General features: G+C 64.8%; 28 protein-coding genes and 2 tRNA genes. 15 read left to right on the top strand and 15 right to left on the bottom strand.

The genetic code is table 11. From position 1 onward, the window contains the following. Window positions 1–4 precede the first annotated feature (4 nt). Entirely contained in the window at window positions 5–472 is a 468-nt protein-coding gene (locus L338_RS12590) for a tetratricopeptide repeat protein (RefSeq protein WP_022698749.1), read from the bottom strand. 92 nt (window positions 473–564) lie between these two features. On the opposite strand from L338_RS12590, the gene L338_RS12585 reads away from it, so the two are divergent. Together L338_RS12585 and L338_RS12580 are read left to right on the top strand one after the other, a co-directional pair. Beyond that, a complete protein-coding gene (locus L338_RS12585) occupies window positions 565–1,467 on the top strand; it encodes a LysR family transcriptional regulator (RefSeq protein ID WP_022698748.1) in 903 nt (300 codons plus the stop codon). Between the two features lie 73 nt (window positions 1,468–1,540). Continuing rightward, the gene (locus L338_RS12580) at window positions 1,541–1,738 is read left to right on the top strand and encodes a CsbD family protein (RefSeq protein WP_022698747.1); all 198 of its coding nucleotides are present in this window, start codon (window positions 1,541–1,543) and stop codon (window positions 1,736–1,738) included. Between the two features lie 79 nt (window positions 1,739–1,817). On the opposite strand, the gene L338_RS17115 is transcribed toward L338_RS12580, so the two are convergent. The 3 genes from L338_RS17115 to L338_RS12565 all read right to left on the bottom strand — a co-directional run bounded on the left by L338_RS17115 (window position 1,818) and on the right by L338_RS12565 (window position 3,589). Beyond that, on the bottom strand, window positions 1,818–1,985 hold the full coding sequence (locus L338_RS17115) for a DUF1328 family protein (protein WP_022698746.1): 168 nt from the start codon (window positions 1,983–1,985) through the stop codon (window positions 1,818–1,820). Between the two features lie 68 nt (window positions 1,986–2,053). After that, window positions 2,054–3,472, bottom strand: coding sequence for an MFS transporter (locus tag L338_RS12570; RefSeq protein ID WP_022698745.1), 1,419 nt, complete (start codon window positions 3,470–3,472; stop codon window positions 2,054–2,056). A gap of 30 nt (window positions 3,473–3,502) precedes the next feature. Further along, a tRNA-Leu gene (locus L338_RS12565) sits at window positions 3,503–3,589 on the bottom strand. A 122-nt stretch (window positions 3,590–3,711) separates the two neighbouring features. On the opposite strand from L338_RS12565, the gene L338_RS12560 reads away from it, so the two are divergent. After that, window positions 3,712–4,173, top strand: coding sequence for a hemerythrin domain-containing protein (locus L338_RS12560; protein WP_081639617.1), 462 nt, complete (start codon window positions 3,712–3,714; stop codon window positions 4,171–4,173). A gap of 3 nt (window positions 4,174–4,176) precedes the next feature. Here L338_RS12560 and ald read toward each other — a convergent pair whose 3' ends face one another. Next, window positions 4,177–5,292 carry an alanine dehydrogenase gene (gene ald, locus L338_RS12555; protein ID WP_022698744.1) on the bottom strand — a complete coding sequence of 372 codons (1,116 nt, stop codon included), beginning with the start codon at window positions 5,290–5,292 and terminating at the stop codon, window positions 4,177–4,179. Window positions 5,293–5,505: 213 nt separating this feature from the next. After that, window positions 5,506–6,255: a competence/damage-inducible protein A gene (locus tag L338_RS12550; protein WP_022698743.1), complete on the bottom strand. Its 750-nt coding sequence runs from the start codon at window positions 6,253–6,255 to the stop codon at window positions 5,506–5,508. 86 nt (window positions 6,256–6,341) lie between these two features. On the opposite strand from L338_RS12550, the gene L338_RS16685 reads away from it, so the two are divergent. From L338_RS16685 to L338_RS12520, 6 genes are all read left to right on the top strand, one after another. Further along, entirely contained in the window at window positions 6,342–6,977 is a 636-nt protein-coding gene (locus L338_RS16685; protein ID WP_022698742.1) for a DUF4893 domain-containing protein, read from the top strand. Next, entirely contained in the window at window positions 6,974–7,429 is a 456-nt protein-coding gene (locus tag L338_RS12540) for an acyl-CoA thioesterase (RefSeq protein ID WP_022698741.1), read from the top strand. The genes L338_RS16685 and L338_RS12540 overlap by 4 nt, the downstream gene beginning before the upstream one ends. A 51-nt stretch (window positions 7,430–7,480) precedes the next feature. Further along, window positions 7,481–8,305, top strand: coding sequence for a type I methionyl aminopeptidase (gene map, locus L338_RS12535; RefSeq protein ID WP_022698740.1), 825 nt, complete (start codon window positions 7,481–7,483; stop codon window positions 8,303–8,305). Next, on the top strand, window positions 8,266–9,009 hold the full coding sequence (gene radC, locus L338_RS12530; RefSeq protein WP_081639616.1) for a RadC family protein: 744 nt from the start codon (window positions 8,266–8,268) through the stop codon (window positions 9,007–9,009). The genes map and radC overlap by 40 nt, the downstream gene beginning before the upstream one ends. Window positions 9,010–9,085: 76 nt before the next feature. Continuing rightward, the gene (locus L338_RS12525; protein ID WP_027068520.1) at window positions 9,086–9,412 is read left to right on the top strand and encodes an ArsR/SmtB family transcription factor; all 327 of its coding nucleotides are present in this window, start codon (window positions 9,086–9,088) and stop codon (window positions 9,410–9,412) included. Further along, window positions 9,405–9,866, top strand: coding sequence for an SRPBCC family protein (locus L338_RS12520; RefSeq protein WP_027068519.1), 462 nt, complete (start codon window positions 9,405–9,407; stop codon window positions 9,864–9,866). The genes L338_RS12525 and L338_RS12520 overlap by 8 nt, the downstream gene beginning before the upstream one ends. A gap of 96 nt (window positions 9,867–9,962) precedes the next feature. On the opposite strand, the gene L338_RS12515 is transcribed toward L338_RS12520, so the two are convergent. The 4 genes from L338_RS12515 to L338_RS17635 form a co-directional block, all read right to left on the bottom strand. Beyond that, the gene (locus tag L338_RS12515) at window positions 9,963–10,427 is read right to left on the bottom strand and encodes a GNAT family N-acetyltransferase (protein WP_022698738.1); all 465 of its coding nucleotides are present in this window, start codon (window positions 10,425–10,427) and stop codon (window positions 9,963–9,965) included. 14 nt (window positions 10,428–10,441) lie between these two features. Then, complete coding sequence (locus tag L338_RS12510; RefSeq protein ID WP_022698737.1) at window positions 10,442–11,230, bottom strand: ABC transporter permease; 789 nt, start codon at window positions 11,228–11,230, stop codon at window positions 10,442–10,444. Next, window positions 11,227–12,153: an ABC transporter ATP-binding protein gene (locus L338_RS12505; RefSeq protein ID WP_022698736.1), complete on the bottom strand. Its 927-nt coding sequence runs from the start codon at window positions 12,151–12,153 to the stop codon at window positions 11,227–11,229. Before L338_RS12505 ends, L338_RS12510 begins: the two co-directional genes overlap by 4 nt. Before the next feature lie 102 nt (window positions 12,154–12,255). Continuing rightward, entirely contained in the window at window positions 12,256–15,024 is a 2,769-nt protein-coding gene (locus L338_RS17635; protein ID WP_022698735.1) for an NHL repeat-containing protein, read from the bottom strand. Window positions 15,025–15,147: 123 nt separating this feature from the next. On the opposite strand from L338_RS17635, the gene L338_RS12495 reads away from it, so the two are divergent. Further along, a tRNA-Thr gene (locus L338_RS12495) sits at window positions 15,148–15,222 on the top strand. 43 nt (window positions 15,223–15,265) lie between these two features. Here L338_RS12495 and L338_RS12490 read toward each other — a convergent pair. Genes L338_RS12490 through L338_RS16680 form a run of 4 tightly spaced genes read right to left on the bottom strand, consistent with a single transcriptional unit; the run spans window position 15,266 to window position 18,411 of the window. Beyond that, window positions 15,266–16,240: a M23 family metallopeptidase gene (locus L338_RS12490; protein WP_022698734.1), complete on the bottom strand. Its 975-nt coding sequence runs from the start codon at window positions 16,238–16,240 to the stop codon at window positions 15,266–15,268. Between the two features lie 46 nt (window positions 16,241–16,286). Continuing rightward, complete coding sequence (locus L338_RS12485) at window positions 16,287–16,811, bottom strand: hypothetical protein (protein ID WP_027068518.1); 525 nt, start codon at window positions 16,809–16,811, stop codon at window positions 16,287–16,289. Next, window positions 16,799–17,260, bottom strand: a complete 462-nt coding sequence (locus L338_RS12480) for a D-Ala-D-Ala carboxypeptidase family metallohydrolase (protein ID WP_022698732.1) — start codon at window positions 17,258–17,260, stop codon at window positions 16,799–16,801. The genes L338_RS12485 and L338_RS12480 overlap by 13 nt, the downstream gene beginning before the upstream one ends. Then, window positions 17,257–18,411, bottom strand: coding sequence for a DUF2793 domain-containing protein (locus L338_RS16680; RefSeq protein ID WP_022698731.1), 1,155 nt, complete (start codon window positions 18,409–18,411; stop codon window positions 17,257–17,259). The genes L338_RS12480 and L338_RS16680 overlap by 4 nt, the downstream gene beginning before the upstream one ends. Before the next feature lie 123 nt (window positions 18,412–18,534). Here L338_RS16680 and L338_RS12470 point away from each other — a divergent pair, with 123 nt between their 5' ends. From L338_RS12470 to L338_RS12450, 5 genes are all read left to right on the top strand, one after another. Next, the gene (locus L338_RS12470; RefSeq protein WP_022698730.1) at window positions 18,535–20,055 is read left to right on the top strand and encodes a methylmalonyl-CoA mutase family protein; all 1,521 of its coding nucleotides are present in this window, start codon (window positions 18,535–18,537) and stop codon (window positions 20,053–20,055) included. After that, window positions 20,048–22,186 carry a methylmalonyl-CoA mutase gene (gene scpA / locus L338_RS12465; protein WP_022698729.1) on the top strand — a complete coding sequence of 713 codons (2,139 nt, stop codon included), beginning with the start codon at window positions 20,048–20,050 and terminating at the stop codon, window positions 22,184–22,186. The genes L338_RS12470 and scpA overlap by 8 nt, the downstream gene beginning before the upstream one ends. 41 nt (window positions 22,187–22,227) lie before the next feature. After that, window positions 22,228–22,884 carry a lysoplasmalogenase gene (locus tag L338_RS16675; protein ID WP_161624630.1) on the top strand — a complete coding sequence of 219 codons (657 nt, stop codon included), beginning with the start codon at window positions 22,228–22,230 and terminating at the stop codon, window positions 22,882–22,884. Window positions 22,885–23,046: 162 nt separating this feature from the next. After that, complete coding sequence (locus L338_RS16670) at window positions 23,047–24,039, top strand: HWE histidine kinase domain-containing protein (RefSeq protein WP_022698727.1); 993 nt, start codon at window positions 23,047–23,049, stop codon at window positions 24,037–24,039. After that, window positions 24,036–24,449: a GFA family protein gene (locus tag L338_RS12450; protein ID WP_022698726.1), complete on the top strand. Its 414-nt coding sequence runs from the start codon at window positions 24,036–24,038 to the stop codon at window positions 24,447–24,449. Before L338_RS16670 ends, L338_RS12450 begins: the two co-directional genes overlap by 4 nt. On the opposite strand, the gene L338_RS12445 is transcribed toward L338_RS12450, so the two are convergent. Continuing rightward, on the bottom strand, window positions 24,446–24,850 hold the full coding sequence (locus tag L338_RS12445; protein ID WP_022698725.1) for a hypothetical protein: 405 nt from the start codon (window positions 24,848–24,850) through the stop codon (window positions 24,446–24,448). The two genes, L338_RS12450 and L338_RS12445, sit on opposite strands and share 4 nt — an antisense overlap. Between the last annotated feature and the right edge of the window lie 63 nt (window positions 24,851–24,913).

Raw genomic sequence — 24,913 nt, 5'->3', positions numbered from 1 at the left:
GCGTCTAGCGCGCTGTCGCCAGCTGGGTCCGGGCGCTGTTCACCGCGGCCCGCAATCTTTCGGCCCCGGCGTCCGCGCCGTCCTCGAACAGGATATCAAGATCCCGCTGCGCCAGCGCGTATTCGCCCTGCTGGTAACGCAGGGCCGCGCGGTTGCGGCGAGCGATATCGCTGGCCGGGTTTTCCTGCAGGGCGGCGTCGCAGGCCGCCTCGGCGCCCGCCATATCGCCCTGCCGGGCGGCGATGGCGCATAGATTGGCCCAGGCGATGGCTTTCGACTTGTAGCTGACGGGTTCTTCCAGCGCGCGGCGCGTGAAGCGTTCCGCCTTGTCGTAATCGCCATCCAGCGCGGCGCGCGCGCCGACCTGAACAAGGGACGGGCCGAACGTCTTCACTTCAAAATGATCGGCGCCGACCGATCCGGCGAAAGACAGGGCCAGAGCGGCCGCGGCGGTTTCGATAATTCCAGACATGATCGCATTCTCCTGATCGCTGTTGGCGCTCCAGAGATGGATCGTCTATTATTAAATGAGAATGTTGGTTTTTGGCTAGTTGATATACAATTATGAATAATTGGGATGATGTCCGGATCTTCCTGGCGGTTGCCGACGCGGGCAGCCTGTCCGCAGCGGGCCGCAAGCTGAAGATGAGCCAGCCCACCGTGGGCCGGCGGGTCGAGGCGCTGGAGGCGCGATTTGGCGCCACCCTGTTCTCACGCGGGCCGCGCGGCCTGAGCCTGACCGATAGCGGCGAGGCGGTTCTGGAGCACGCCCGCGTCATGGAGCGTGAATGGTTCAGCGCCGAAACCGCCGCGGAGGGCCAGAGCACCGGCCTGACCGGCGACATCACGCTGTCGGTTGGCGAGGGCATCGGCACGGAATGGCTGCCCCGGGTTCTGGGAGAATTCCATGAACGCTATCCCGACATCATCACGCATGTGACGGTGGAGGCGCGCACGGCCAATCTGGTGCGGCGGGAGGCCGATATCGCCTTGCGATTTGGCGGCCCCGGCGAACAGGCGACCACGCTGGCCCGCCGCGCGGCGCGGGTCGGCTTCGGGTTCTACGCCGCGACATCCTATGTGGAGCGGCGCGGCGCGCCCGGTACGCTGGACGACCTGGCCAGTCACGATACGGTCTGGGCCAATTTCGGGACCGGCGTGATCTGGCCCCCGGAAATCGGCGGCCAGCCCGTCGCGCCGGGCCGGATCACCTTCCACACCAACAGCCCCGCCGCCCACATGTCGGCTGTAGTGGCCGGGTTCGGCGTCGGCGTGCTGTCCCACCGCTGGGCGGCCAACCGGGAAGACCTGACGCGGCTTCTGCCCGACACCTCCGCCATGGCGCTGGATCTCTGGCTGGTCACGCACCGGGAATTGCGCACCAGCGCCCGTCTGCGCGCCCTGTTCGATTTCCTTGTCGAGGTTCTGGCGCGGGACGCCGCCTATCTGGAGCTTGGCGAGGCTTGAGCAGCGTTGGCGGGAACGGCGGCCGGGGGATTTCGTTCTATTTTCCGCCCGCCAAGCAACAAGGAAGACGGACATGAATACCGACGAACTTCAAGGAAAGTGGAAACAGCTCAAAGGCTCGGCGCAGGCCCAGTGGGGCAAGCTGACCGATGACGATCTGGACTGGGTTGAAGGCCGGCGCGAACAGCTGATCGGCAAGATCCAGGAACGCTACGGCAAGGATCGCGAGGCCGCGCGCGAGGAAGTCGACACCTGGCTTCGCAAGGCCTGATCCCTTCCCTGTATCACGCATAAAAAAAGGCGCCGCGTTTGCGGCGCCTTTTCATTGTCTGGCTGTATCAGCCGGTGCGTCAGCGTCGGCCCCTGACAAGTCCGGCCAGAATGCTCAGCACGAACAGGATCACGAAGATCCAGAACAGGATCACGGCGATCTGAGCCGCACCGCCCGCGATGCCGCCAAAACCGAACACGGCGGCGATGATCGCAATGATGAAGAAGATTAGCGCCCAACGGAGCATGATGAAGTCCTCCAGTTTAATTCCGGAAAAGTGAACGGTTGACCGTCCAAACCGGTTCCGAAGATTTTTTATTTTCCTTGGCGCGCGCCTGCGCCGGTCCAGCCGAAGCCCGCGCCAACCAGCGTGAGCGCGGCGGCGCCCGCCATGATCCAAGGATAGGCGCCGGTGAACCCGCCAAGGGCGGCGGCCAGCGCGCCCGCCAGCGCCACGCCGATCATCCCGGCAATGCGGCTGGCGGCGTTATTGACGCCGGAGGCCAGCCCCTCATGCCGTTCCGGCGCGGCGCGTATGACGCCATCGGTCAGCGGCGCGACAAACAGCGCGAACCCGAACCCCGTCACGCCCATCGGCGCAAGCACTCCGGCCCAGAGCGGCCAGTCACGGCCCGCAGCCAGCAACGCGAACCCAAGCGCCGCCAGTACGGGACCGGCGACCAGCAACAGCCGCGCGCCGACGCGATTCTGCAATGCGCCTGACACCGACGAGAGAAATCCCATCGGCAAGGTGAAGGGCAGAAAGACCGCGCCCACGGCGGCCGCGCTCAGGCCCCGCGCTTCTGTCAGTTCAAAAGGCAATAAAAGGAATGCAGATGACAGCGCCGCATAGAGGCAAAGCGTCAGGGCGTTAAGGGCGGAGAACCGCAAGGACGAGAAAATCCCCAGCGGCATCATCGGACTGGAGGCATTCTTCTCCCGCATCAGGAAGGCGGCGGCGAGGATCAGTGAAAGCGCCAGGGCGGCCCAAGCCCGGAGATCGCCGATATTCCGCTCCCCCAGCCGGGTCAGCGAGAAGGCCAGCGCGCCCAGCGCCAGAACGGCCAGCGCCGCGCCCGGCCAGTCCAGACGGCGCGCCGCCTCGTCCCGGCTTTCGCCGCTGAAAACCGCGCCCGCCGCCAGCGCGGCGAGCGCGATGGGAATATTGAGATAGAAAATATAGCGCCAGCTGAGCACATCGACGATCCAGCCGCCCAGCACCGGGCCGAGCGCGGTGGTCAGGGCGGAGGCGCCCGCCCATACCCCTATCGCCGCGCCGCGCTCTGCCTTCGGGAAGGTCGCCGCGATCAGCGCCAGACTGGCCGGGGCCAGCACAGCGCCGGCCAGTCCCTGCAGCGCGCGGGCCGCAATCAGCGCATTGGCGTTGGGGGCAAGGCCGCAGAATATCGAGGCGGCGGCAAACCCGGCCACGCCCGCCAGGAAGGCGCGCTTGCGCCCGAACCGGTCCGCCCCGGCCCCGCCCAGCAGGGTGAAAGCGGCCAGCATCAGCATGTAGATGTTCACGATCCACTGGGTCTGGACGACATCGGCCGGAAGCTGCGCCCGCATCACCGGCAGGGCCACGGCCACCACCGATCCGTCAATGAAGACCAGCGCCGAGCCCAGAACGCAGGCCGTCAGGGTCAGATAGCGTTTGCGCCGGGCCGCGCCCTCACAATCGCCGGACGTGCGCAGCACGCCTTCATCGCAGGGCTGGCGGAAGGGTCCGGACATTGGCGGCTCCCCGGCGTCGCTTCAGATATGTGGTGCGGACGGCGGGGATCGAACCCGCAAGGCCATTCGGCCGAGGGATTTTAAGTCCCTTGCGTCTACCAATTCCGCCACGTCCGCACGTGGGCTGCGATCATGCCGTGTTTGCCGCGCGGCTCAATCCCCGCAACGCCGCTGGAACCGGATTTTTTCTGATCCGTTTGATCAGCGCCGCCCAAGCCAGCCAAGGAATTTGTACGGACATGGATATCTATACGCGGATCAAGGAAGATCACGACAAGGCGCGCGAGCTGATGAACCAGATCGCGGACACCACTGCGCGCGCCAAGAAGACGCGCCACGACCTGTTCGAGGATTTCAAGATTGATCTGTGGTCGCATCACAAGGTGGAGGAAGCCACCTTTTACGACCTGCTGACCCAGAAGGGCGACTCCGCTGAATCCTACGAGGCCAAGAACGAGCACCACATGGTCAATTCCATGCTTGAAGAGCTCGACACCATGCCCAAGGACAATGAGCAATGGGGTCAGAAATTCGGAGCCATGAAGGAGCTGATCGAGCACCACATGGAAGAGGAGGAAGAAGAGTTCTTCACCCTCGCCCGCAAGGAGTTTAGCGAAGAGGAAGCCCAGGAGCTGGGCAGGCGCTTCGACTCCCGCAAGAAAGTCGTCGCGCCCGCCATTACCCCGATGAGCGAGGGCTGAGCCTTACCGGCCCAGCGCGTCCAGCGGCGCGACGAAGTCGAGATTCAGGCTCTCGGCGACGTGCATGTTGGTGACCTTGCCCTTGTGCGTATTGAGGCCGTCCTGCAGGTGCGGGTTGGCCTTGATCGCCTCCAGCCCCTGATCGGCCAGTTGCAGGCCGTAAGGCAGGGTGGCGTTGTTCAGGGCATGGGTCGAGGTTTTCGGCACCGCGCCCGGCATGTTCGCCACGCAGTAATGCACGACTTCCTCAACCACATAGGTCGGGTCCGCGTGAGTGGTGGCGTGGGAGGTTTCGAAACAGCCGCCCTGGTCGATGGCGACATCCACCACCACCGAGCCCGGCTTCATGTCTTTCAGCATCTCGCGCGTGACCAGCTTGGGCGCGCTGGCGCCCGGGATCAGGACCGCGCCGATCACCGCGTCCGCCTCGTCGATCGCCTCGTCCACGTCCTGCGCGGTGGAATAGCGCGTGCGGATGCGGCCGCCGAAGACGTCGTCGATATAGCGCATGCGGGCGTTTGAACGCTCCATGATGGTGACGTCCGCGCCAAGACCCATGGCCATGCGCGCCGCGTTCAGGCCGACAATGCCGCCGCCCAGAACCACCACTTTCGCCGGCAGCACGCCGGGCACGCCGCCCAGCAGCATGCCAAGCCCGCCATTATTCTTCTGCAGCGCCTGCGCCGCGGCCTGAATGGAAAGCCGCCCGGCGACCTCGCTCATCGGGGCCAGCAGGGGCAGGCCGCCCGCGGCGTCGGTCACCGTCTCGTAAGCCACGGCGCTGACGCCGGACTCCAGCAATCCCTGAGTCTGTTTCGGATCGGGGGCCAGGTGCAGATAGGTGTAGAGAATCTGGTCCTCGCGAAGCTGCACCCATTCCTCGGGCTGCGGCTCTTTCACCTTCACGATCATTTCCGCCCATTTGAAGACGGCGGCCGCGTCCGGCGCGATGGAGGCGCCGGCGGCTTCATAGGCCGCGTCGTCGCAGCCAATGCCCGCGCCCGCGCCCGCCTGAACGGTCACTTCGTGACCGCGGCCGACATATTCGCGGACGCTGGCCGGCGACAGGCCGACGCGGAACTCATTGTTCTTGATCTCAGTCGGGACACCGACACGCATGGGCTTACCCTCTTGGCTGCTGGTGAGTGCGGCGTGTCTCGTTCGGCGGACCGCCGTTAATGGTATTTATGCGCCCCGCCCGGCATGGGGCAAAGGCCAAGGCTGCGCTTCCTATGGCGCCAGACCGTGAGGCTGGCAAACGCGAATTTGCCTGAGGCTGCGGCATGGGCTGCGCGCCGGGAACAGGCGCTTTTGCAAACCAGCCATGCATTTTCAGGACGCTGACCTGCCCTGCGCGTCAACCAGACGGCGAAGCGCGGCCTCCGCCTTATGCAGGGCGTCCGCGTCGCGCGACCGCGCCACGATGTTCACCCCGCGCGTGCCGTCATCATTGAAATAGGGATAGGAGCCCAGCGAGACAGACTCGAAATCCTGCTGGATTTCGCCCAGCGCCGCCGCGATATCGCCCTCGCGCAGCCCTTCCGCCGGAACGGTGACCGATTGCGTTTCGGTCCCGCCTTCCAGCCGGCCCGCGACATCCTCCAGCATGCCGCGCATGATTTTCGGCACGCCCGCCATCACGAACACGTTCTCAAGCTGAAACCCCGGCGCGCCGGTCACCGGATTGGCGATCAGCGCCGCGCCGTGCGGTATGCGCGCCATGCGGCGGCGCGCATCGGTCAGGTCCGCGTCGCTTTTGGCGTACCATTCTTCGAGGATCGCCAGCGCGTCGTCGCGTATATCGATGGACACGCCAAAGGCGGCGGCGACGCAATCGGCGGTGATGTCGTCATGCGTCGGGCCAATGCCGCCGGTAGTGAAAACATAGTCATGGGCGGCGCGCAGCGTGTTCAGCGCGTCCACGATCTGGTCCCTGTCATCGCGCACCACGCGCGCCTCCGACACGTCGATGCCGACAGGGGCCAGGAACTGTCCGATCTGCTGCAGATTGATGTCCCGCGTGCGTCCGGACAGAAGCTCGTCCCCGATCAGCAGCACGGCGGCGGTCACGGTTCTGGTCATTTTTCCCTCAAAACATCGCGCGTTCTAAGGGTGATATGGGGCGCGCGATCCGATAGCTATGGGGCGCTCTGTCAGGAGGACCCGACATGAACCGACTTCTTACCGCCCTCGCCGTGCTGACCCTGGCCGCCTGCGCCAGCCCCGCGCCGCCCCCGCCCGCCGCGCCGGATGACGGCGAAACGTCAGCTCCGCCCGCGCGCAACATGACCGCGCCGGAGCCCACGCCCAATGACCGCCAGCGCCTGTCGAACCTGGACCAGCACCGCGAAAGCGCGGTGGCGCGGATGAATGCGGAAGCGGACGCGGCCGACGCGGCGGCGGTCAACGCCCTGCTGGACGCCCCGGCCCTGACGGCCGCGCCCGACGATCTCTATGGGACGTATGACTGCCGGGTCATCAAGCTGGGCGGCAAGGATTTCGGCCTGCCGGCCATCCTTTATGACTGGTTCGAGTGCCGCATCACGCAGGGCGACGGCGCGCTGCGCTTCCGCAAGACCACCGGCTCCCAGCGCACGGAGGGCTATCTCTATCCCGAAGGCGGGCAGAGCTGGCTGTATCTGGGCGGGCTGCGCTATGACGACGAAGCGCCGCCCGAATATGGACGCGGCGAGGAGCGCGACCAGATCGCCCGCCTCTACCGCATCGGGGAAAACCATCTGCGCATGGAATTCCCGGACCCGTATTATGAGAGCGAGTTCAACATCATAGAGCTTCGCCAGTGACGGACTGGGACCTGCCCGACCCCTTCATCTACCGCGTCGCCGCGCGGGCTGAAGACATCGACGCCTTCGGCCACGTCAATAACGGCGTCTATCCGCGCTGGCTGGACGAGACCGCCTGGGCGCACTGGGATTCCGAGGGGTTCGACGAGGAGACCTGCATCGCCGCCCGGCGCGGCATGGCCATCATGCGCGCCGAGTATGACTATCTGGCCGCGTCCTTTGCGGGCGACGATCTGGATATCGCGGTCTGGGTCACCGCATCCGACCGCCGCCTGCGCGCCGAGCGGCGCTTCCAGATCCGCCGCGCCGAAGACGGCAAGACCCTGTTCCGGGCGCTCTGGAAAATCGTCTGCTTCGACCTCGATTCCGGCAAGCCGGCGCGCATGAGCGCGGAGCTGAAAAGCCATTACGCGGTGAAGCCTGCGGTCGAAGCCGCGATGCAGCGTTTATGAATAGGCTCCGGCGGCCTATATAAGGGTTCAGACGCAACCAAGATTTTGACCATGACCGATTCACTGGCCGACGCCGCGCCGGCCCTACACCGCGGCGAACCGACGATTCACGGGCCTGAAGCCTTTGAAGGCATGCGCAAGGCGGGCCAGCTGGCCGCCGCCGCGCTGGACGAGCTGGTGCTGGCCGCAAAGCCCGGCGTGACCACGCAGGCGCTGGACGACCTGGCGCGCGAATTCGCGCTGGATCACGGCGCCACGCCCGCCACGCTTTATTACCGGGGCTTCCAGAACTTCGTCTGCACCTCGATCAATCACGTCGTCTGTCACGGGATTCCGGCTGAAAAGCCCCTGAAGGACGGCGACATCATGAATCTGGACATCACCCTGATCGTCGATGGCTGGCACGGCGACACCAGCCGCATGGTGGTGATGGGCGAACCGCGCCGGAAGGCCGAGCGCCTGATCGACATCACGTTCGAGTCCATGTGGAAGGGGATCGAGGCGGTAAAGCCCGGCGCCACGCTGGGCGATATCGGCCACGCCATCCAGGAGCACGCCGAGCGCGCCCGTTGCTCCGTGGTGCGGGATTTCTGCGGCCACGGCATTGGCGAGGTCTTCCACGCCCCGCCCAATGTCGTGCATTACGGACGCCCGGGCCACGGCATGAAGCTGAAGCCCGGCATGTTCTTCACCATCGAACCGATGATCAATCTGGGCAAACCCGGCGTGAAGATCCTTGAAGACGGCTGGACGGCGGTAACGCGCGACCGCTCCCTGTCGGCCCAGTTCGAACATTCCATCGGCGTGACGGAGGATGGTTTCGAGGTGTTCACGAAATCGCCCAAGGGCCTCGACAAACCACCCTACGCGGCCTGACGGACGGCGGGGCGCAAGGGGGCGTGGCGGATCAGCCGCACTATCACGGACACAGGGAACGGCTGCGCCAGCGCTTTGCAGACGCCGGCGCGGACGCACTGGCGGACTATGAAATGCTGGAGCTGCTGCTCGCCCGCGCACTTCCCCGGCAGGACGTCAAACCCATCGCCAAGGCGCTGATCGCCGAATTCGGATCCTTTGCCGATGTCATGGCCGCGCCCGCCCCGCGCCTGATGGAGGTCAAGGGCATCAAGGAAAAAACGGCGCTGGAGCTTAAAATCGTCGAGGCCGCGTCGGTGCGCATGTTGCGCAACCGGGTCATCAATCGTCCGGTCATCTCATCCTGGTCGGCCTTGCTGGATTATGCCCGCACCGCCATGTCGGACCCCCAGCGCGAAGAATTCCATGTGCTGTTCCTGGATAAGAAGAACCGCCTGATCGACGATGAAATCCTGGGCAAGGGCACCGTGGATCATGCCCCGGTCTATCCGCGCGAAATCATGAAACGCGCTCTGCAACTGGGCGCGACCGCCATCGTTCTGGTCCATAATCACCCCTCCGGCGATCCCACGCCCTCGCGCGCCGATATCGACATGACCCGGCAGGTTATCGAGGCCGGCAAACCGCTGGGGATCATGGTGCATGACCATCTGGTCGTAGGCGCAAACGAGGTCGCCAGCTTCAAGTCGCTGGGACTGCTCTGATCTGAAACCCGGATTTTCATGACCGGTTTGAACATGACTTGACATGCAACCATATAGTTGCATATGAGTCCGGGTCATGAGCGATGTCTTCCGCGCCCTTGCCGATGAAAGCCGCCGGTCCCTGCTGGACGCGCTGTTCGCGCGTAACGGCCAGAGCTTGAGCGAGATGGCCGAAAACATGCCCATGTCGCGGCAGGCCGTGGCCAAGCATCTGGCCATCCTGGAATCAGCCAATCTGGTCAGCACGGCATGGCGGGGGCGGGAGAAGCTCCACTATCTCAACCCGGTTCCGATCGGCGAGATCGTCCGCCGCTGGGTCGGCAAGTTCGAGGACGCCCGCGTGGATGCTCTCACCGACTTCAAGGAACAGATGGAAACGTCAAAGGAGAAACGACGTGCCTGAACGCGCCCCGGATTTTGTCTATACCGTCTTCATTGCCGCCGATCAGGAAACCGTCTGGAACGGCCTGCTCGACCGCGAACTCACCAAGGCCTATTGGGGCCACTACAACGAATCCGACTGGAAACAAGGCTCGCGGTGGGAACATGTGCGCTCCGACGGCAGCGACACGGTCGATATCACCGGCAAGGTGATCGAGATGGACCCGCCCAACAGGATGGTCTTCAGCTGGACATCGCCAAAGAACGCGCACGACCCCGACCAGGAGTCGCGCGTCACCATCGAACTGATCGCGCTTGGCCCGGACACCCGCCTCACCGTCACCCACTCCGACCTGATCGCCGGCTCCGATATGGAGAAAGGCGTCACGCAGGGTTGGCCGGCCGTCATCTCCAACCTCAAGACGTTGCTGGAGACCGGAAAGACGCTGCGGGAGGACGACTGGCCCAAGGCCTGAGGCGCTAGCTCTTCAGCTGTTCGCCGCTAATTCGAGGGTAAAACAGAAACCCCGGCAGCCAGAAATGACAGCCGCGGTTCGAGGCTGGAGATGCGCTTATTGCGCTGGCAACGTCATTTCCATCTCGAACCGTTTGAGGGTCTCGCCGCCGACCTCAACAGCTTCCTGGCGCAGGATCGTGAAGCCCATTGCCGAGAAGGCCGGCTCGGCGGTGAGGCTCGCATGAACCCAGAGACGGTTGACGCCGTGCTGTTGCGCGCGCTGGCGTATCGCCTCGAACAAACGGCGGAACAGTCCAGTACCCTGGCTTTCCGGACGGATGAAGGCGAAATCGATATAGCCCTCTTCCGCAAGGGTCATGAAGCCTTCGATTTCCTGTCCGCGTTCCGACAAAATGATTTCCTGCCGACCAAGCCGCGCATTCCATTCCTCGCCTGAACGCGCGGCCGGGACCCAGGCCTGGCGCTGGCGTTCGGTGTAGAGGCTCGGCCCCTCCCTTACAGCGGCAAACATGGTCTCTCCCAGCGCCGCGTAATCGTCCGCAGTTCCCGCTCTCAGCATCGGTCCGGGTCTCTCTAGCTCTTCAGCTTGTAGCCCGTCTTGAACATCCACCAGACCACGGCCAGGCACGCGAAGAAGAAGCCCAGCGTCGCAATCAGGCTGGCCATGATCCCCACGTCCGAGGTCTCGAAAAACGACCAGCGGAAGCCGCTGATCAGATAGACCACCGGATTGAACAGGGTCACGGTCCGCCAGAAGGGCGGCAGCATGTCGATGGAATAGAAGGCGCCGCCCAGGAAAGTCAGCGGGGTGATAATCAGCATCGGGATGAACTGGAGGTGTTCGAAGCTTTCCGCCCAGATACCGATGATGAACCCGAACAGCGAGAACGTCACCGCCGTCAGCACCAGAAAAGCCACCATCCAGACCGGATGCAGGATCTGCAACGGCACGAAGAAGGATGCGGTGACAAGGATGATCAGGCCCAGAACGATGGACTTGGTCGCCGCCGCGCCGACATAGGCCAGCAGGATTTCCAGATAGCTGACCGGCGCGGACAGAAGCTCATAGATCGTGCCGGTGAATTTCGGGAAATAGATTCCGAAACTGGCGTTGAAGATCGATTGCATGAACAGCGTCATCATGATCAGGCCCGGCACGATGAAGGCGCCGTAGGAGACGCTGTCCACCTCGCCCATGCGGCCGCCAATGGCCGCGCCGAACACCACGAAATACAGCACCGTCGTGATGACCGGGGTCGCCACGCTCTGCCACAGCGTGCGCAGGGCGCGCGCCATTTCAAACCGGTAGATCGCCCACACGCCCCAGGCGTTGAAGGCGGGAACCTGGCTTTGACCGCTCATGCGCCGTTCCTCACTAGGCTGACAAAGATTTCCTCCAGCGAACGCTGGCGTGTGTTGAGGTCCTTGAACCCTATGCCCAGATCGCTGATCCGGCGCAGCAGGGACGGGATGCCCGTGCGTTCCTCGTTCGCGTCGAACGTGTAGATCAGCGCATAGCCGTCATCGCCCAGCGTCAGATTCCACTCGCCCAGCTCGGCCGGAATTTCGCTCAGCGGGTCCTGCAATTGCAGCGTCAGCTCCTTGCCGCCCAGGCGCTGCATCAGCGTTTCTTTCTGCTCGGCCAGGACCAGCTTGCCTTGAGAGATCACGCCGATGCGGTCGGCCATCTCCTCGGCTTCCTCGATATAGTGCGTGGTCAGGATGATGGTGACGCCGCTTTCGCGCAGCGCCCGCACCTGCGCCCACATGTCCCGGCGCAGATCCACGTCCACCCCGGCGGAGGGCTCGTCCAGGAACAGGATTTCCGGTTCATGGCTCAGCGCCTTGGCGATCAGCACCCGGCGCTTCATGCCACCGGAAAGATTCATGATCTTCTCTTTGCGCTTGTCCCACAGGCTCAGCGATTTCAGCGTCGCTTCGATATGCGCTGGGTCGGGCGCCTTGCCGAACAGGCCGCGCGAAAAACTGACCGTGTCCCAGACCGTCTCGAACGCATCGGTTGTCAGCTCCTGCGGAACCAGCCCGATCTTGGAGCGCGCCACGCGGTAGTCGCGCTGAATGTCATGGCCATCGACCGTCACCTTGCCGGCGGTGGCGGTGACGATGCCGCAGACAATGCTGATCAGCGTCGTCTTGCCCGCGCCATTGGGGCCCAGCAGTGCGAAAATCTCACCCTTCTCGATCTCCAGATCGACATCGGTCAGCGCCTGAAAGCCGCCCTGATAGGTTTTCGAAAGACCGGAAATGGAGAGGACTGGCGGCATAAACGACTCTCAAATTAAACCGGGGAGTTAAATATTGAGCCGGACACATAAGTATCCACCGATGGGCGGTCAACCGGCCCGCGGCGAATTCAACAAAACTTTCTAGAGAAGCAGCCCCGCCGCGCTTCCGCCGCCGCCGCTGTTCAGGCGGTCCAGACCGGCCTGGAAGTTGGCCAGTTGCGCCTGAAGATAGGCCGGAACCGGGCCTTTGGGCTTCTTGAACTGGTCCGTGTCCGGCGCGGTCAGCTTGCGATAGGCTTCCTGCACGGTCTTCATCGCATCGCCCAGCATCGCCGCGGCCGCCTTGGCGGAGTCTTTCTCCTTCAGCGCGGAGGCAAAATCGATGTCGAGGCCATAAAGCGGCGGCGCGGCGGAGGCCTTGTCGTCCTCGTCGACCTCCGGCGCTTCATAGACCACGCCCGCCGATAGCCCCATCGCCTTCAGGGCGTCCTTGCCTTCCGGCCCGGCGCCGATCTGGATTTTCACGCCCTCGCGCGGCTCGATCCGCAAACGGTTGCCTTCGCTGGAGCGCGCCACGCTGGCCTTGCCGTCCAGAACCAGCGCCGCGTTTATCTTGAAGGTCAGGGTCAGATAGGTGTCGCGCGCCTCGATGGTGATGGTCTTGGCGCGGCCGCCATCCACCGCCACGGTGAAACTGTCGCCCGGACGCACCGCCGTGTGGTCGATAATCCGCTCCGACCCGCCATAATCCAGCGTGCCGCGCGGCAGGCCGATCTGGTCCAGCACGGAGTCGCCCTTCGGGTCGATCGCGATGGAGACCGCCTCCGACTGCCCGCCGCGCCCGGAGAGCTGCGTGGTGTAGGCCAGCGATCCGTCGGCCGCGTTCATCCGGCTGAGGAAGCTGTTCAACTCGCCCGTCAGCTCGCCGCCGCCGGACATCGCCCCGCGGGTGCTGCCGGTCAGATAGACCTCGCCGTCTTCGACCACGATGTCGCGGACCTCGTCGGTCGTCAGCGATCCGACAAAGGAAACATAGTCCTGCGCCGCGGAGCCGCCGTTATCGGCGAGCTTGAGCAGGAAACCGTCGCGGCCGCCGGAATGGCCCGGATTGGCCCCGGCGATATCGGAGGCCTGCCCGGCCGAGCCGCCGGCATAGAGCGCCCCGCCGTCGAAATCGAGCGCCGAGATGGAGCCGCCATTCAGATTGCCGAGATCGTGACTCCACAGCGCGGCGGAGGTCCCGTCCGCGGCGGAGAATTTCTGGATGGAGCCGTTGCCGTCGCCATCTTTCAGCGCCACGGCCAGATTGCCGTTATCGTCGAAGGCCACCGCCGTCGCCGTCTGGTCGCCCGCGCCGCCGAACTGGCGGGTATAGAGATGCGTCCCGTCCACGCCCAACGCGCGGATATAGGCGTCCTTGCCGCCGCCATCGCCCGCCCCGTCCAGATTGCCGGACGTGGTTCCCGCGACATAGATCGTCCCGTCATCGCCCACGCTCACGCCGGTTACCTGATCCGCCGCGCCGGTGCCAAAGCGCTGCAGCCATTGTTCGGAGCCGTCGGCGGAGTATTTCGCGGCGAAGGCGTCGCCCTCGCCCCGGTCCAGCGTGTCGCCCAGCGCCCCGTCCAGCGTGCCGGTCAGGATCACCCCGCCATCGGCGCTGACCGCCAGGTCCACGCCCCCGGCCTCGTCCGCCGCGCCCAGCGCCCGCGTCCAGACCGTCTTGCCGGTGGAATCGTATTTCACCAGCATCAGATCCTGCGCGCCCTTGGGCGCGGTTCCGCCCACCGGGCCCTCTGTCTCCACCAGCGCATAGATTTCGCCGTTCGGCGCGGCCGCCACCGCGCGCGGGGTCAGCGCCGGCGGGTCTTCTTCCTCGACCTCTTCGGTTTCCCCGGCCTTGCGGTTCTTGCTGGCCTCGGCGATCACCGCCTTGGCGTCGAATTCCGCGTCATCGGTCTCCGGAGCGTCGATGGCCAGCCGCCGGATGAAATCATATTCGGGAACCCCGGTCAGACCGTCGATCTTGGAAAGCTGCCCGGCTGTCCCGCCGGATATGCCCAGCATGTAGGCGGACGGCGTTCCCGCCGCGTCGAAGCGGATCTTCTCGGTTGAAACGCCGGAAATCTGGAAGCCGAAATCATTGCCGTGGATCACCCCGACATCGTTTTTCTCGCCAATCTTCACCCGCTCGAACCGGGTGATGACGCCCGCCGCCTCCAGCTTCGAATTGATGTGGGCGGCGACGTTATCCATCGTCCGCTCTGTCGCGCCCATATCGGCCAGATCAATATCGATCACCGTCTCCGCGCCATTCTTGGTGACGCCGATCTGGAATTGCACGCTGCCCTGAAACGCATCGACCGCGGCGTCGAAATCGCCCTTGTGGATGACGCCGGTCGTGTACTGGCTCTGTCCGCGCTTGATCGGGGAATCCGTTCTCACCCCGTCCAGCACCGCGCTGGACACCAGGCTCAGCTCCTCAAGGTCCAGATCGCCGACAAAGCTCTGCAACTGCTCCAGCCCTTCGCCGAAGCGCCGGTCCAGGAAGGCGCGGCGCGTGGCGCTGGTCGAATCCTCGGACGCCTCGCTGGCCAGCGCATAGAGCCGGCGCAATCCCTGGTGCAGGGAAAACAGATCCTTGTGATCGTCCGGGGCGCTGAATTCGGAAAATTCCCTGGCCTCGAAAAACTGCCCGGACCCCAGAACGTCGCGCGACAACTCGTCCAGCCCGGTGATCCCGCCCCGCACGTCCCAGGGCGGCAGCTCGCCCGGCTTGGCCTGTCCGTTGGCGTTTCCGGCCTGCGAAGACCCGCGCCCGGACGCCAGCGCATTATTGAGCGCATTCTGCTGAATGCGCGCATTATAATAGCTGGACAACAGGTCCTGGGAGAAGCCAATGATCGCCATGCGAAGCGGTGTAACAGAGCGGCTTTAAAATCTGTTAATCGCACGGACGATTTCGCGATGCGCAGCAGGGGCCTTCTCACCCGCCCCGGAGCGCGTTATAGGGCACGCCTTCAACGCGCGAGCGCCGCAGTAGCTCAGTGGTAGAGCGCACCCTTGGTAAGGGTGAGGTCGAGAGTTCAATTCTCTCCTGCGGCACCAGCTTCCAGTAAAATCCGAAAGCCCCGCGCCCCGCGCGCCGCCGTCAGTCGATGCGGATGCTGGCGTCCTTGCTGGCCACCAGCACGCCGTCGCGCTCCAGCGTATATTTCATGCTGTATTCGCCCGGGGTCCAGCCGCCCGCCGGGGCCTTTTTCCCTGCGAACGCGAACCAGGAAACATTGGATTCCTCCAGCGTCCGCTGGTTGTCGATCAGCACGCCTTCCGGCCCGCTCATGCGGAAATTCTGCTCGTCGCCCTTCTGCACGCCGAACGCATCCACCCAGAAGACCAGCGGCCGCTCGCGGCTGATCGCACGCCCGTCATAGACGCCCTTGCGCGCCAGCTCGGCTTTGGGCTGGGTTGCGGCAAAGCCGACGGCCAGAACGCCGGTCGGCCGGTATTCCAGCGCCTTCAGCGCCGCGTCGGTCCACAGCGGCTCCCGCGGATCGCCGCATTTATACTCGCCCGGACGCCCGACATAGGGGTCCAGACGCTCGCCATCCTTGCGCACGGTCAGGTGGACATGCGGAAACTCGGTGAACCCGGACAGGCCGATCTCGCCCAGCTTGTCGCCGCGCTTGACCTGATCGCCCACTTTCACGGCGACCGAGCCCTTCTTCATGTGGGAATATTGCGTGGTCCAGCCCCCGCCATGGCGGATATTCACCCCGTTCCCGGCCTCCCGGCCCTGCACCGCCTCGCGCCCGCGCTCGCGCACGGAAATATCCGGCTCGCCGTCGCGCGCGCCGACCACGACGCCGTCGGCGGAGGCGATCACGGGCACGCCCTGTTCCATCAGCGTCATCGACCCGGCGCGGATATCCGTGCCCTTGTGATCGTCATAGCTGAGGCGCCCGCACATATAGTCTGTGCGGTCGGCGGTGGGGTCGTGGTCGTAATAGTTCTGCACGAAGCAGTCCGCGCCGATTTCGCAATCGACCGGAACGCCAAGCTCGAACGGGGCCTGGGCGGCCGGAGCGGCCGCCTGAGCGAAAGCGAGAAGGAGCGCATTAATCATGGCGCAGACTCTTAGCGCGAATTGTGGCGAGTCTTAAGCGCATCCATCACTCTTTCTTGAAGCCGTGCGGCGGCCGGTCGCCGAACCACCAGAGCGTCGCCGCCGTCGCCGCGAACACCACCGAATTGGCGAGATAGGAAATCAGCGCCGCGCGTTCGGCCTCGGCGATCCAGCGCGCCTCGTTGCTGGCCGTGCGGTAGAAGACGATGAACACCGCCACCCAGAGCAATGGCGTGATGACGGGCCGCACCAGCGCCCGCACCGCGTTGACCCAGCCCGGCGCGTCGATCCCCGCCTCCGCGTTCAGCGAGGCGGTGAGCCCGGCATAGGACCCCGCCACGGCGGTAATCGCCAGCTCGTCCTCGGTCTCCTGCCGCCGCGCCTCCATCTGCAAGGCCTGCAAATCCTGCTCATGCCCCCAGCGGCGCACGTCGTGCTCCATCTCCAGCGCCCGGTCGGCCCGCGCCTCGCGCCGCTCGAACACGCCGATCACCCGGCCCGCCACCGTGCCCAGCAGGCCGAACAGCCCGCCCGAAAGCGCCGAAGCGCCCATCCCCGCTATTTCCACCACGCCATGTCCTCCTCGATAATGACCGGGCTCCAGAAGCGCCGCGCCGCCGCGCCGCCGAACCAGCGCCGCCCGGGGCGCAGATCCATGTGCAGGAAGCTCCGGTAGAAGCCGAAGCTGGAAAATCCGGCCCCGCGCGCCGCGCGCAGCAGCGCCCCCGGCGCGTGACCGGCCAGGCGGATATCCGCCGCGATCCGCTTGTGTTCGGACGCCGGCGCGCCGCCCACATGGGCGTTCCACAGCGCGCAGCGATGCCCGGAATTGACGATCACCGGCGCGCCCAGCGCGTCCCGCATCCGCTGCAGCGCGTCCAGAAAGACCGGGTCGTGAACATATTCCCCGCCGCAGAACCGCCCGCCGCACTTGCAGGCCAGCTCAGCGGCGCGGAAATCCGGCCAGCGCCGGGCGTCCCACTCCGCCGCCCGCCAGTCCGCCAACAGTCCCGTCTTCACGCCAGCGCCTCCGCCAGCACAGGCAGCAGGAAGACGATCAGCTCCGCATAGCGCAGGCCGTATCGCACCGCCGGTTCGCCCGTTTCGGGATCAATCACGGGCCGGGTTTCTCCGGCCTCGTCGGTCTCGAACTCGGCATCGGCGCAGAACAGGCCGTAGCGGGCCGGGTCCAGCCCCTCCGCCGCGAACGCCGCCGCCACGTCCTGCGCCAGCAGCCCGGCGTGCAGCCGCGCGCCGTCCTCGCCCTTCATCGCCACCGCATCGGTGAACTGGTAAAGACAGACCGCCGACAGAATGGTCCGCGCCGCCCGGCGCTCGGCCGCATCCAACGGACCGCGCACGGTCTTCAGGCGCGCATCCGAGGTATTGATCGCCCCGGTCGCGGAAAACACCTCGCTGAACCGGAAAGACGCCGACCCGGCGGAAATATCGTCATCGGCGGCGGGCCGCAGCGTCCCGGCCTCCAGCCGCAGACGCTCCGTCCCCGCCGGCGCGTAGAACCGCGTATCGGTCGCGAACAGTTGCAGACCCAGCCCGAACGCCCCGCCATTCTTCAGCGACCAGCGATAGGCGCTGGTTTCCGCTCCGGCGGCGTCGCCGGACACCACGCAATCCATCCGCCCCATGATCTGGCTGGCCCCGGAATCGTCCGGCGCGAAGAAATCCACCCGTCCCGCCGCGCCGGCGCCCGTCCCCGTGCGGACGATATCCAGCGTCGGGTTGGACGGGGTTTCTATGGTCACATCGGCCTGGGAAACCAGTCCGCTGAAACGTGGCGTATCGGCAGCGTTCAGCGCCTGGTCGAACGGGTTTGCCCCCGTCCAGCCCGTCCCGTCCCAGGCCAGCAACCGGCCTTCGTCGGCCACCCAGACGCGCCACCCGGCGCGCGGGATAATCTGCTCCCACGCCCCGTCGACGTGATAGGCGATGGCGTGATTGGTGAAGCCGTCCCATGCCGCGCCCGTCTTACCGGCAGGCAGCAGGTAGATTGCCCCGTCCGCCGGATCGGCGGGCTGTTCGCTGATGCTGCGGCTGACCGCGCTGGCCTGCACCAGTCCATCCAGCCTGCGCAGCGATTCATTGACGGTGACATGTTTCTGCGCCTGTGACGGCATCAGGTAAGGCATTTGCAGATTGGTGGAGCTGTCCATGATCTTCGGGGGCCTCGTTTCTGGTTGTCGCCCTGATCATGGCTCCGCCGCGAACCCGGTCTGATTATTTGCGATTCATCCCCGCTCTTTCCCCGGTCCGGCGCCCGCGCTACCAAGTCTCCAATGACTGATGACGCATCCCACATCGCAGCCGAGTTTCCGCCCGTCAGCGCGGATGACTGGCGCGCCCTCGCCGAGGCCTCGCTGAAGGGCGAACCTCTTGAAAGCCTTACAAGAAAGACCGCGGACGGAATCGTGCGCGGCCCGGTTTTCTTTCGTGGCGACGCGCCCGAAGGCGGCGCTAGCGGCGCGCCGGGCGAAGCGCCCTATACTCGCGGCGCCGCGCCCATCCGCGACCGCTTTCTTCCATGGGATATTCGCGCGCCCATCCCCGGCGGAACGCCCGCAGAGGCCGCGAAAACCGCGATCGCCGCGCTGGAAGGCGGCGCATCGTCCCTCACCTTGCGTCTTGGCAATGGCGGCGTATCCGCCCGCAACGCCGATGAACTGGCCGCCGCGCTGAACGGCGTGAAGCTGGATCTTGCCGGCGTCTGGCAGTTCGACGGCGGCCTCGCCTCCGCCGCCCTGCTCGCCGCGCACTGGGAAAATTCCGGCGCGAAACCCGCCGACATCAAGGGCGGGTTCGGCCTCTCCCCCATCGCCCTCGGCGCGCTCTCCGGCGCCATCCGTGAGGGCTGGGAAGCGCCGCTGGCCGAGGCCGTAAAATGGGCTTCCGAACAACAACTTGATCTCAAAACCATCGCCGTGCGCGCGGACCTGGCCTGCGAAGCAGGCGGGACGTCCGCGCAGGAGATCGCCTGGATGGCGGCCGAGGCCGCGGAATATTTCCGCGCCCTGATCGGTGCCGGGATCGCCCCGGACACGGCGGCGAAAACCATGGAAATCCGCTTTGCCGTGGACAGCGATGTGCATGAAAACATTGCGAAACTGCGCGCCGCCCGGCGGGTGTTTTCGCAAGTCGCGACAGCCTTCGGGGCGGACGCCGCGCCCCACATCCACGCCATCACCGCCCGCCGCATGATGAGCGCGAAGGACGCCTGGACCAACCTCCTGCGCGCCACAGCCGCCGCCTTTGCCGGCGCGGCCGGCGGCGCGGACGCCATCACCGTCCGCCCGCTGACCGAGGCCGCGGGCGACCCCACGGCCTTCGCCCTGCGGCTGGCCCGCAATATCCAGATCATGCTGGCCGAGGAATCCCATATGGGCCGCGTTCAGGACCCCGCCGGCGGCGCCTTCCTGCACGAGACGCTCAGCGACGAAATCGCCCAATCTGCATGGTCGCTTTTCCAGCAGATAGAAGGCGAAGGCGGTCTTTCCGCCGCCCTGAAATCGGGCTTCGTTCAGAGCAAGATCGGCGAGGCCCGCGACGCCCGCTTCAAGCGATATGAAAACGGCGACATCCTGCTTGGCCTGAACAAATATCCGTCCGATTTCGACGAACCGGCCACCGGGGACATCGCCCCGCCGCCCGAACCGCCCAAGGGCGACCCGATACCGGAAACCGGCTGGAAAGCGGCGCTGGAGGCCGCGAAATCCGGCGGCGTTCTGCCCCCGGCCGCGCCGGAAACCGGAGAATTCGAACCCGTAAAACCCATCCGCTGGGCGGAGGCGTTCAATGGCTGACGCAACGCGCTTTCCCGATTTCACGAAAATGGATCTCGGCGCGGCTGGAAAGTCGGCCGCTCTTCCCGATGAGCCGAAAGCCGAAACACCTGAAAAGATTGGCGTAAAGCCGGTCTACGGACCGAAAGACACGTCGGATATCGACTTCGTGGACAGCGTGCCGGGCGCCGCGCCGTTCGTGCGCGGCCCCTACCCGACCATGTATGTCCAGCGCCCCTGGACGATCCGGCAATATGCCGGCTTCTCCACGGCCGAGGAGTCCAACGCCTTCTACCGCCGCAATCTCGCGGCCGGCCAGAAGGGGCTTTCGGTCGCCTTCGACCTCGCCACGCATCGCGGCTATGACTCTGATCATAAACGGGTTTCCGGGGATGTCGGGATGGCGGGCGTGGCCATCGACTCCATCGCCGACATGCGCATCCTGTTCGACCAGATTCCGCTGGACGAGATGAGCGTTTCCATGACCATGAACGGCGCGGTTCTGCCCGTTCTGGCGCTCTATATCGTCGCGGCGGAGGAGCAAGGGGTCAGCCCCAAGCAGCTTTCAGGCACGATTCAGAACGATATCCTGAAAGAATTCATGGTGCGGAACACCTATATCTATCCGCCCGAACCCTCGATGCGCATCATTTCGGACATCTTCGCCTACACGGCGGAGAACATGCCGCGCTTCAATTCCATCTCCATCAGCGGCTATCACATGCTGGAAGCGGGCGCTCCGGCGGACCTGGAGCTGGCCTACACGCTGGCCGATGGCGTCGAATACGCCCGTTACGGGGTCGATGCGGGGCTGGATATCGACCGTTTTGCGCCGCGTTTGAGCTTCTTTTTCGGCATCGGGATGAACTTCTTCATGGAAGTCGCCAAGCTGCGCGCCGCGCGCCTGCTCTGGGCGCACCTGATGAAGACCAATTTCGACCCGAAAAACGACAAGTCCCTGATGTTGCGGACCCATTGCCAGACCTCCGGCTGGTCGCTGACCGCGCAGGACGTGTTCAACAATGTCGGCCGCACGGCGATCGAGGCGATGGCCGCGGTCGATGGCGGAACGCAGAGCCTGCACACCAATTCCCTGGACGAGGCGCTGGCCCTGCCCACCGATTTCTCGGCCAGAATCGCCCGGAACACGCAGATTTTCCTGCAATCCGAAGCCCATATGACCGACTGCGCGGACCCGTGGGGCGGCTCATATTACGTGGAATCGCTGACCCGCGACCTGGTCGACCGCGCCCTTCACCATATCCGGGAAGTCGAGGAGCTGGGCGGCATGACCAAGGCCATCGTGGATGGCCTGCCGAAGCTGAAAATCGAGGAAGCGGCGGCCCGCACACAGGCCCGGATCGACGCCGGGAACCAGACCATCGTGGGGGTCAACAAGTTCCGGCCCGAGCATCAGGACGACATCCCGATGCTGAAGGTGGATAACGCGGAAGTTCGCGCCCGCCAGATGGCCCGATTGCAGGAACTGAAAGGCAATCGCGACGCCGGAGCCGTGGAAAATGCGCTGGATGCGCTGACCAAAGCCGGCGATTCCGGGAAAGGCAATCTGCTGGCGCTGGCGGTGGATGCGGCGCGGGCGAAAGCGACGGTGGGAGAGATCTCTTATGCTCTGGAAAAAGCGTGGGGCCGCCATGTCGCTGAGACCAGGGCGGTGACCGGCGTTTACGCCGCCGAGGCGGGCGATAACGCGCTGGTCAAACAGGCCCGCGAGGCCGCGAACGCCTTTGCGGAGAAGGAAGGCCGGCGCCCGCGCATCCTGATCGCCAAGATGGGCCAGGACGGCCATGACCGGGGCCAGAAAGTGGTTGCCAGCGCCTTTGCCGACCTCGGCTGGGACGTGGATATCGGCCCGCTTTTCCAGACTCCGGAGGAGGCCGCGCGGCAGGCGGTGGAAAATGACGTGCATGTCGTCGCCGCGTCCTCGCTTGCCGCCGGACATTTGTCTCTGGTGCCCGAATTGAAGGCTGCTTTGGGCGAAGAAGGGCGCGAGGATATCCGCATTGTGGTGGGCGGCGTGGTCCCGCCGGGCGATTATGATGCGCTTTACGAAGCCGGCGCGACGGCGATTTACGGCCCCGGGACGGTGATTGCGGAGGCCAGTATGGAGCTTATCAAAGCCCTGACGCGCTGATTCTGCGCAGGTTTTGACGCCGGAACGGGGAGGTTTGGCGCTTGAATCGACATGTTTTGCTGCTTCTGGCGCCGGTTTTAGGCGTCCTTTACTGGCTTTTCGGGAGCAATATGCCCCCCGAAGCCGCCGCCATTCTGAAAGCCAGCGGGATTGTCGTGCTGGCGATCTATGCGTTCCGCCTGCCTGTTCCCGATAGCGCGCTGTTCGCGGCGGGGCTGGGGATGTCCGCGGTGGGCGATGTTCTGATGGATCTGGCGCCGATGGCGGCGGGGCTTTCGGCGTTTCTTGTCGCGCACCTGATCTATCTGGCGACTTTTGTACGGGCGATCCGGCGCGAAGGGGCGCGAAAGAGCGGCTGGACCTGGGCCGGGCTGGCGCTGTTGGGGGCGCTGGTCGTCGCCATGCCGGTCTATCTATGGGCCGATCTGGGCGACATGCGCATCCCTGTCATCGCCTATACGGGCGCGATTGCGGCAATGGCCGTGACCGCGCTGTGGGCGCCGTCGCGCGGACTGGCGCTGCCCGCGGGGGCGGCGCTGTTCATCATTTCGGACAGCCTGATCGCCATTCGCGCCTTCAAGCCGGAGAACGGCCTGCCGGAGGCATTTTTCGACCCCGGAATCTGGGCGAGCTATGTGGCCGCGCAGATCCTGCTGACGCTCGGTTTCGCGGCAATGCAGGGCGGGCAGGCCCGCTGATTGCTCTACATTAAGAGCAAGCTTGTCCAATCGCACTTGCTATTCATCCCGGTTTCGCGATTTGCTTGGAACGCGCCGCCAGCGTGATTAGACTTTTGGGGGAGGTCTGAGCCGCGAAGGCTCCGGCATGGCTCCCGCCGCCCAGGATTTGAGAAGCCGCGCATGCCGACCAGAAATATAGATTTCAGACGTGTTTTCGACACGCTGCCCACGCCTTTCATGATCCTTGATCGTGATTTGAATATCGTGGGCGCCAATCAGGCCTATCTCGACGTCACCCGCACGCACTGGGAAGACTTGCAGGGCCGATATGTTTTCGAGGCCTTTCCCGAAAGCCCGGAACGCGAGGAAAAATTCCGCGATTCGATCAAACGCGCCCTGGGCGGCGAGGAAAACCGGCTGGACAAGGAGTTGTTCGCAATTCCCGCCGAGAAGGGAAAGCGGGGAGAGACTGTCGACATCTACTGGAACGTCACCAACACGCCCATTTATGACCAGGAAGGACGCCCGGCTTTCTGTCTGCATCATGCGCTGGACGTTTCACGGGAGGTCGAGGCCGAGCGTCATGCCGCGGTGATTTCGGCGGAGCTGGATCACCGGGTGAAGAATCTGCTGGCGGTGATCACCGCGATCGGCCGGCGCACGGCGATGAGCAGCCATTCCATGGAAGATTTCACGGAACGGTTCAGCGCGCGCATTGATTCCATTTCGCGCACGCACGGCCTGCTGTCGGAAGGGGAATGGGACGGCACCACGATGGAGGCGTTGCTGTCCAACGAGATGGCGCCCTATCGCGATGACCGCCGGACGCGCATCGCCATTGAAGGCCCGGACGTGACGCTGAACCCCCGTGAAGCGCAATCGCTTTCCATGACGTTTCATGAACTGGCGACCAATGCGGCGAAATACGGGGCGCTGTCACGGGAAGAAGGCGCGCTGGAAATCAACTGGACCGAGCGCGACAGCGATGGCGGCTTCCGGGTGACCTGGCGCGAGGCGGGGATGAAGGGCCTGAAAGCGCCGGATAAAAGCGGATTCGGAAGCCTGGTGATCGAACAATTCACCAAGTCGCAACTGGGCGCGACTATCGAACGGAAATTCGAACCGACGGGCCTTGTCTGTGAAATCGCCATCCCGGCGCCGCGCGAGGAATGACCGGGGCAAGCCGCACCGCGTCCTGCGCCTGCGGCGCGCTGGTTGCGCGCACGCGCGGCGAACCGGACGGCGTTGCGGCCTGCAATTGTACGCAATGCCAGCGCCGCACAGGCAGCGTGTTTGGCGTGAACGCCTATTTTTCATCCGGCCAGGTGCATATCGAAGGCGAGTCAAAAGCGTTCGAGCGCCGATCGCAGCGCGGACGCCGGGTGACGTTTCACTTCTGCCCGTCCTGCGGGACCAGCGTCTATTTCACCGGTGAATTTGCCGCCGATATTGTCGGCGTGCCGGTGGGGTGTTTCGCGGACCCGGATTTTCCCCCGCCCGAACGGGCGGTCTGGACCGGCACCCGGCACGGCTGGGTGAAGTTTCCCGCGACCTGCGAACTGTTTGAAGAGCAGTTGAGCTAGACGGGATTGTCGTTGCGCTTCCAGAAAAAGAGGAAACCGAATGTGCCGGTGAGAAGCAGCAGATTCGCGGCATTGAATGCGACCACATAGGCCGTCATCCAAGGCGAGCCGACAGCGCGCAAGAGCTGGCCCGATCCCCGCGATATTTGTTCGCCGGTCCCCTGCAAGTCCTGATAAAGGCCGAAGAGGTGCTGGCTGGTCACGCTGACCGAGGTGACGAGGATGTACCAGCCCAGCGCGTAGAGTATGAACACTCCAATCTTGAGCGCCAGTCCGGCGCGATGGAGGAAGTAGAAAATTCCGACCACCATGGCCAGGTGCAGCGCGATCAGCTGGCCCAGCGCCATGTCCATGTGGGCCCGCGCGGCCGCAATCTGAGTGAGAATTTCAGCTTCTGTCATGGCGATCCCCCCCGCGGCGAATGGAACCACGAGGGGGACACGCGCACAATCAACTTTGCGGCA

The sequence above is a fragment of the Euryhalocaulis caribicus genome (assembly GCF_000412185.1).
In the GTDB taxonomy this organism is placed as follows: Bacteria; Pseudomonadota; Alphaproteobacteria; order Caulobacterales; family Maricaulaceae; genus Euryhalocaulis; species Euryhalocaulis caribicus.
The sequence above is the reverse complement of the archived record's forward strand: the minus strand, read 5'-3'. Positions and strand labels throughout refer to the sequence as shown.

Coding starts and splice junctions, on each gene's coding strand:
- L338_RS12515 (WP_022698738.1), bottom strand. CDS start 10,427: ATGCTGAGAGCGGGAACTGCGGACGATTACGCGGCGCTGGGAGAGACC.
- L338_RS12560 (WP_081639617.1), top strand. CDS start 3,712: ATGGATATCTATACGCGGATCAAGGAAGATCACGACAAGGCGCGCGAG.
- L338_RS12445 (WP_022698725.1), bottom strand. CDS start 24,850: ATGACAGAAGCTGAAATTCTCACTCAGATTGCGGCCGCGCGGGCCCAC.
- L338_RS12510 (WP_022698737.1), bottom strand. CDS start 11,230: ATGAGCGGTCAAAGCCAGGTTCCCGCCTTCAACGCCTGGGGCGTGTGG.
- L338_RS12585 (WP_022698748.1), top strand. CDS start 565: ATGAATAATTGGGATGATGTCCGGATCTTCCTGGCGGTTGCCGACGCG.
- L338_RS12450 (WP_022698726.1), top strand. CDS start 24,036: ATGACCGGGGCAAGCCGCACCGCGTCCTGCGCCTGCGGCGCGCTGGTT.
- map (WP_022698740.1), top strand. CDS start 7,481: ATGACCGATTCACTGGCCGACGCCGCGCCGGCCCTACACCGCGGCGAA.
- L338_RS16670 (WP_022698727.1), top strand. CDS start 23,047: ATGCCGACCAGAAATATAGATTTCAGACGTGTTTTCGACACGCTGCCC.
- L338_RS12505 (WP_022698736.1), bottom strand. CDS start 12,153: ATGCCGCCAGTCCTCTCCATTTCCGGTCTTTCGAAAACCTATCAGGGC.
- ald (WP_022698744.1), bottom strand. CDS start 5,292: ATGCGTGTCGGTGTCCCGACTGAGATCAAGAACAATGAGTTCCGCGTC.
- L338_RS12490 (WP_022698734.1), bottom strand. CDS start 16,240: ATGATTAATGCGCTCCTTCTCGCTTTCGCTCAGGCGGCCGCTCCGGCC.
- scpA (WP_022698729.1), top strand. CDS start 20,048: ATGGCTGACGCAACGCGCTTTCCCGATTTCACGAAAATGGATCTCGGC.
- L338_RS17115 (WP_022698746.1), bottom strand. CDS start 1,985: ATGCTCCGTTGGGCGCTAATCTTCTTCATCATTGCGATCATCGCCGCC.
- L338_RS12550 (WP_022698743.1), bottom strand. CDS start 6,255: ATGACCAGAACCGTGACCGCCGCCGTGCTGCTGATCGGGGACGAGCTT.
- L338_RS12590 (WP_022698749.1), bottom strand. CDS start 472: ATGTCTGGAATTATCGAAACCGCCGCGGCCGCTCTGGCCCTGTCTTTC.
- L338_RS12570 (WP_022698745.1), bottom strand. CDS start 3,472: ATGTCCGGACCCTTCCGCCAGCCCTGCGATGAAGGCGTGCTGCGCACG.
- L338_RS16685 (WP_022698742.1), top strand. CDS start 6,342: ATGAACCGACTTCTTACCGCCCTCGCCGTGCTGACCCTGGCCGCCTGC.
- L338_RS16680 (WP_022698731.1), bottom strand. CDS start 18,411: ATGGACAGCTCCACCAATCTGCAAATGCCTTACCTGATGCCGTCACAG.
- L338_RS12525 (WP_027068520.1), top strand. CDS start 9,086: ATGAGCGATGTCTTCCGCGCCCTTGCCGATGAAAGCCGCCGGTCCCTG.
- L338_RS17635 (WP_022698735.1), bottom strand. CDS start 15,024: ATGGCGATCATTGGCTTCTCCCAGGACCTGTTGTCCAGCTATTATAAT.
- L338_RS12470 (WP_022698730.1), top strand. CDS start 18,535: ATGACTGATGACGCATCCCACATCGCAGCCGAGTTTCCGCCCGTCAGC.
- L338_RS12580 (WP_022698747.1), top strand. CDS start 1,541: ATGAATACCGACGAACTTCAAGGAAAGTGGAAACAGCTCAAAGGCTCG.